The sequence below is a fragment of the Bradyrhizobium sp. JR4.3 genome (assembly GCF_040547695.1).
Taxonomy (GTDB): Bacteria; Pseudomonadota; Alphaproteobacteria; order Rhizobiales; family Xanthobacteraceae; genus Bradyrhizobium; species Bradyrhizobium canariense.
Window position 1 is genome coordinate 1 of record NZ_JBEPQF010000079.1, and the last position, 4,812, is coordinate 4,812.

The following is a 4,812-nucleotide window of genomic DNA, read 5'->3' on the forward strand; positions in this document are numbered from 1 at the left end:
AGAGACGACCGCGGAAAGAACCATGAACCCGGCAGCGGATCATTTTTGTCTATCGGGGTTGACACCGTGCCCGCGATTAAAGAACGGACGACTATCGAGGCACATGGATGAGTCACCGGCGAGCTCTAGGAGATGCTCCGCTTCTCCCTGTTTGTTCAATCACCCGAGAATGGATAGGTGCGATCCTTCGGAACATGCACATAATCCAGCATGGTTAGGTCAGCGGGCCCCCAGTCTGGAGTATCGATGATGACAATGCCCGCGCAAATTGGCTCGTAAGCGGCACGGAAGTGAGTCTTCGAGCGTAGCAAAATGTAGTCGAAATCAGCAACTCTCATCCCGAACTGCAAAAAGCAGTCCTCGGACACTGCCACGGAGGGCCGGCTCGTGATGCTGATCACCATGTACCCGGAATCGATTACCACTACATTGCCCAGGTCGATCCAACTTCCGGTGCCATAAGCGCCCGTAGCACGGTATGTCTTCGGACCGGCAAACACGATCTTTCCGTCAACGATCACCGAGCCTCCCGCTTTTTCTGAACTGCGGCCACCGACCAACAACTCCACCTGCGCGCCGACGCCGGCGACCATACCAGCCGCTACACAATCGGGATCCCATAGATAGGGAACGGCGGTGCGTGTGAGCCGTCTGGCGATTACAGTGCGCAGGACGTGCGTCGAGTCGACGAAACGGTCGGCATGCTCCAGCAGAACCACGGGGCCATGGCTGATCGACCTGATGTGGCGTGCTTCCTCAATGCCATCCTCTATCCCAAATATCAGTTGTCGATGGCTGAACGCCTCCCGTCGCTCCCGGATGGTAGCACAGAGTTCGGTGACCGCGCGTCGCGCAAGGCCGCGGTCTGCATCAGCTACTGCGACCACCGAAAACCCGCAATTCGGAACATCTGCATATGAGAAGCCGGCGAACACCGTTACATCTAGGTAGCGCTTGCTCCTCTTGGAGAGCTCAATCGAATCTCGTACGAGCTTTGCGAGCGGCTCCATGCCTGTTGCGCTGAAGATACTAGGGACCATCAGATCCGGCTTGCAGAGCGCCCACACCGGATTGATCTCGCCGCGAAGCGTGCGCGCCATGCAGTCAGCGGCGCGTTCGCCTGTTTCACCCTGGTCCGTGTGCGGCGACAAGTGATAACCAAACACAGCATCAGCATCGCGGATAGTGTCAGCATCCAGGTTCGCATGGTAATCGAATGCGACCATTATCCGGGTCTGTTTGCCGACCTGCTGACGCACAGCTTCAATGAGGTCACGATCGGCGTCGAGTCTTGTTGGCGTCGTCATCGCGCCGTGCAGGTCCAGCAGGACACCGTCCACGCGCTCCTCCCTGAGGGTGTTAAGGATGAGTCCGAGGTAATGCTGGAACGCTTCGTCGGAGGCAGGTCCGGCCGCGCCTGCCCCGGTACAAACGATAGGTACAATCTCGATATCTTCGCGCTCGCATACTTTGATAAATCCGCCGATCGGCGTGTTGGCGCCACGGTGCTGCCGCAAGACTTCATGTCCCGCGCGCTCGACAGCTTGGAAAGCTTTCAAAGTGGTGAGATTCGGCACGAAGGTGACGGACTCGAGTTGAAAGCCCGCGATCGCTACGCGGAAGCGCGGTGCATTGCGTTCAGACACTGGATGACCCTTCTAAATGGCGGCGCGCTGTTGAATGGCAGACGGCCGGCGATTGTCACAAGACTTAGTTGAACTGGCGTTCGGGACTACCATTCTTTCGCCCTGCGTCAACATGTGCAACCCCGCACTCCATTCGAGCGAGAAGCCGGCTCCTCAGCGGAATGGCCGGTACATGTGAGATAAGTGGATTCGGCAGCGGGCAGGCTTCGGCATCGCGGGTCGGCCGGCATTCAATTTTCAGGGCTCACGAGAGCGGCACGTCTGTTAGCACTGAATCAAGAACGCATAAAACAATTGAACTGCAGAATTCCTCCTCAGTTCGGTGTCACAGAGGTGAAAATCCGCATCCAACTTCGCCGAAGAGGCGATCGAAGCGTTTTGGTCAATCGGGCCGCGGCTCGGATCGTTGAACCGTCGTGGCGCGTGCCGATCCAACCCCGGGCGCGCCGATTCGATTGAGGCAGTGCGAGCGGAGACCCTTTCGCAACCTGCACACAATGGCTATGTGCAAGCGGTCGACGATTAGGAGAACAGGTCACAATCCTAATGAGCGGCCTCGGGGCTCAGTGCGTTGCTCCGTTGCACGAGAACAACCCTTTTCTGATTCTTCAAGGCCGTAAGCAGGCAATCTCAATTATCGCGCAATTATGAACGGCCGAACACTGGCTTCATGAGCAATGCACGCCACGCTTCATCATCCCAAAGCTTGGATTACCTCTATTTTGCTGCCAAGATCGACCGACTAGACAGATCGCACTCAGACGCAGAATTTCGGCGGAATGGAGAGGCGAATAAGGTAAATTCAGCGTCTTACGCGGATAATGCTCGCGAGAGACTACCCGCCATCAGATCGAGAGGGGTTTCCGATGCGCCTGTTCGCCGCCGCGCTTGCGACAGAAACCAATACATTCTCGCCTTTGCCGACTAGCCTCGACTCATATAGGGAGTGCGTCTTTCTGCGGCCCGGCGAGCATCCTAATGATCGAGCGGTCTTCGCCTCGGAGCTGCTCTTCGTCGCACGCAGGAAAGCGGCTACCGAGAGCTTCACACTTATAGAGGGGAGCTGCTTTGGCGCGGAGCCCGCCGGGATCACGAGGCGGCGTGACTACGAGTACATGCGAGATGAGATTCTGGGCCAGCTGAAGGCAGCGCTTCCCGTCGATGGCGTGCTGTTGGGCCTACATGGCGCCATGGTAGCGGACGGTTATGAGGATGCCGAGGGTGACATCCTGGAACGCGTGCGCTGCCTTGTCGGACCGAGATGTATCATCGGCGTCGAACTCGATCCACATTGCCATCTGACAGTCAAGCGCGTCAAACTTGCTGACGTCATTGTTCTCTACAAGGAATTTCCCCACACCGATACATTCGAGCGCGCGGAGGAGGTACTCGGTATCGTCCTGAAGGCCTTGCGGGGGCAGGTAAAGCCCGTGATGTCGCTGTACGATTGTCGGCAGCTTGGGACTTACCCCACGACCCAACCATGGATGCGCGGCTTCGTAGATCGAATAAAGTCGATGGAGGGCAAGGAGAGCGTGCTCTCGATCTCGATCTGCCACGGTTTCTCCCCAGCCGATGTACCCGAAGTGGGAAGTCGTATCCTCGTCGTCATGGACGCGGACAAGGCGAAGGGTGATACGCTAGCAACCAAGCTTGGCGAAGAGTTCGTCTCCATGCGCGGAAAGACCGCCCCGGCATACTATTCTGTCGGTGACGGAATCGATGCCGCCATCAGGTTAGACGACGGGCCTATTGTGATGGCCGATCCTGCGGATAATGCTGGCGGCGGCGCGCCGTCAGACAATACGACCATCGTACGCTGCCTCCTGCAGCGCCGAGTACAAAGTGTAGCTGTTGGCCCAATCTGGGATCCAATCGCAGTGCGGCTCTGCTTCGATGCAGGCGAGGGAGCCGAATTCTGGCTAAGGTTCGGCGGAAAGATCGGCCCGAGCTCCGGCGCACCAATTGATGCGAGGGTGACTGTGGTCGGGCTTAAGCGGCATTGTTGGCAGAGCGCGCCCTGGGGCTCGTCCGCGCTTGGTGATTGCGCCGCAGTACGGGTGGATGGGATCGAGGTCGTCCTCCTCACAAAGCGATCCCAGGCTTTGGGGCTGGAGCTCTTCCGCAATGTCGGCATCGAGCCACTCGCCAGGAGGATTTTGGTTCTCAAGTCAACCAACCATTTCATGACGGCCTATGGCCCGATCGCCAAGAAAGTGATCTATGTCCACAGCGACGGGCTTTTGAACCACGACCCTAGCCACAATCCCTACACTCGCGTCAGTCGTCCCATTTGGCCACTGGACGAAAAGACTAGCCATGGTCTCATCTTTTGAGCAAGGAATGCAACTTACTGGTCCGACGGCAACTAGCGTCGCCGATTGCTCGCAGCCACAGCCGCTGCCCCGAAGAAATACACTTTTAACTGATGTGTTGTGCGACCAGAACCTTCGCGCCGGTCGCGATCGCGGCACCACGCGCCCAATTGGACGCCCCGACGGCAAGACCGCCGAGTGGGGCAGCTCGGCGTTGCGGGCTTATCAATGGCGCATGGTGACCGCTGACGCGCTGATTGCTTCGGCCTATCTCGCCGGCACCAACACTCGCCGGGTTCGCCGCGCGCTCGCGGCCGTGTTCGCCGGCGCGGTTCGCAAGACAAGGTTAGCCGGACCTGGCCAAGGTGAACAGCGATCGGGACGGCTTGAACGCCCGTCCGCTGGCAGAAGAGCCGATCGTGCGGCTGAGTCTCGACGGCACCGTGGTGCGCGTTCGGCCTGATCGCAAGGCCCGTCGGTCTCAGTGCTGGTCGTGAGCGGCGTGCGCGTGGACGGGCAAACTCCTGCTGGCGAGCAAGAGCATGGGTGGCGAGACCACGGAGGCGTAGCGCAGTTTGCTCGACGATCTCGTCGGCGTGGGCTGAAGTGACCCGAGTTCCTTATCGTCAATGGGCCGCCGCAGCACGAGCAGCTGCAGTGTGGGAAGGCGTGCCGGTTCAGCGCTGCACCATGCCCAAGCACTGGAACCCTGCGCACGCCCCCGAGCGCTTGCACGAGATCACTACCGACTACTTAGTCGTCCGTTAAGAAGCCGAATTGAGCGGGAGCGGACAGGCAAGCGTATGCGATAGCTGGATCAGGAAGAGGCACAAGAGTTCTCTGAGCCAGGC

General features: G+C 58.8%; 2 protein-coding genes and 1 pseudogene. 2 read left to right on the plus strand and 1 reads right to left on the minus strand.

Features of this window, described 5'->3' with window-relative positions; all coding sequences use genetic code 11:
- Window positions 1-155: 155 nt before the first annotated feature.
- Complete coding sequence (locus ABIB91_RS41485; RefSeq protein ID WP_354172946.1) at window positions 156-1,646, minus strand: M81 family metallopeptidase; 1,491 nt, start codon at window positions 1,644-1,646, stop codon at window positions 156-158.
- 866 nt (window positions 1,647-2,512) lie between these two features.
- Between ABIB91_RS41485 and ABIB91_RS41490 the strand changes: the two genes are divergently transcribed.
- Window positions 2,513-3,982 (plus strand): M81 family metallopeptidase, encoded by a 1,470-nt coding sequence (locus ABIB91_RS41490; RefSeq protein ID WP_354172948.1) that lies wholly within the window; start codon window positions 2,513-2,515, stop codon window positions 3,980-3,982.
- A 104-nt stretch (window positions 3,983-4,086) separates the two neighbouring features.
- A pseudogene (locus ABIB91_RS41495) lies at window positions 4,087-4,714 on the plus strand (transposase); the annotation flags it as partial.
- Between the last annotated feature and the right edge of the window lie 98 nt (window positions 4,715-4,812).

Bases quoted from the DNA above. Each gene is read 5' to 3' on its own strand.
- ABIB91_RS41490 (WP_354172948.1), top strand. From the start codon at position 2,513: ATGCGCCTGTTCGCCGCCGCGCTTGCGACAGAAACCAATACATTCTCG.